The following is an 877-nucleotide window of genomic DNA, read 5'->3' on the forward strand; positions in this document are numbered from 1 at the left end:
TCATTCGGAGCAGCTTCAGGTACTTCCTCTGCCACCGGCTCCGCGCCTTGTTCACATGCAAAGCGCTCTAAATCTTTTAATAGCGAAGGTTCTGCAGGACTCGGTTGTTCGCCAGAACGAACCTCATCAANCATGACATTAACGGAATCAAGTGCACGAAGCACCACATCCATCAATTCGGCGTCTACGGTTCTCTTACCGTTACGCAAGACATCAAACACATTTTCAGCAATATGACAGCAATCGACCAAGGCCTCTAACTGAAGAAACCCTGCCCCACCTTTAACGGTATGAAAGCCACGGAATATTGCATTGAGAAGATCTAGGTCTTCAGGGTTTTGTTCTAGTTCAACGAGCTGTTCAGATAACTGCTCAAGAATCTCACCAGACTCAACAAGAAAGTCCTGCAAGATCTCTTCATCTGGCTCAAAGCTCATTCACTAACCCCTTTGTACTCTTCCTAAAACCCTAAGCTTGATAAAAGGTCATCCACATCGTCTTGACCATTTACAACATCTTCGCGTTCTTCTTTTTTCATCTGTGGACCTTCGCCATCCATATTGGTTTCGATGGACTCAAGGTCGTGCACAGTACCTGTAATTTGGTCGACCTTTCCGGCCATCCTTACAAGGTTAACGAGATTTTCTTCAACATCTTTAACTAAATTTGTTACACGATTGATAACTTGACCCGTTAAGTCCTGAAAATCCTGTGCAAGCAATATAGATGATAAATTTTGATATACCTTATCTGAGTCATTACCAAGTTGAGTCAAGAAGGTATCCATGCGCCCCGTTAGGTCTCTAAATTCACTAGGGCTCATTTCCTTACGGCGCAACTTTTGCCATTCTTGCTTAAGTTGATCAGCCTCATCTTT

Annotated in this window: 2 protein-coding genes; both read right to left on the reverse strand. The window is 43.6% G+C overall.

What is annotated here, in order from left to right:
- On the reverse strand, positions 1-437 hold a 437-nt coding region (locus tag A3739_RS04145; RefSeq protein WP_197472032.1), incomplete at its 3' end, for an Hpt domain-containing protein.
- Positions 438-460: 23 nt separating this feature from the next.
- On the reverse strand, positions 461-877 hold a 417-nt coding region (locus tag A3739_RS04150), incomplete at its 5' end, for a protein phosphatase CheZ (protein ID WP_197472033.1).

The sequence above is a fragment of the Oleiphilus sp. HI0067 genome (assembly GCF_001635735.1).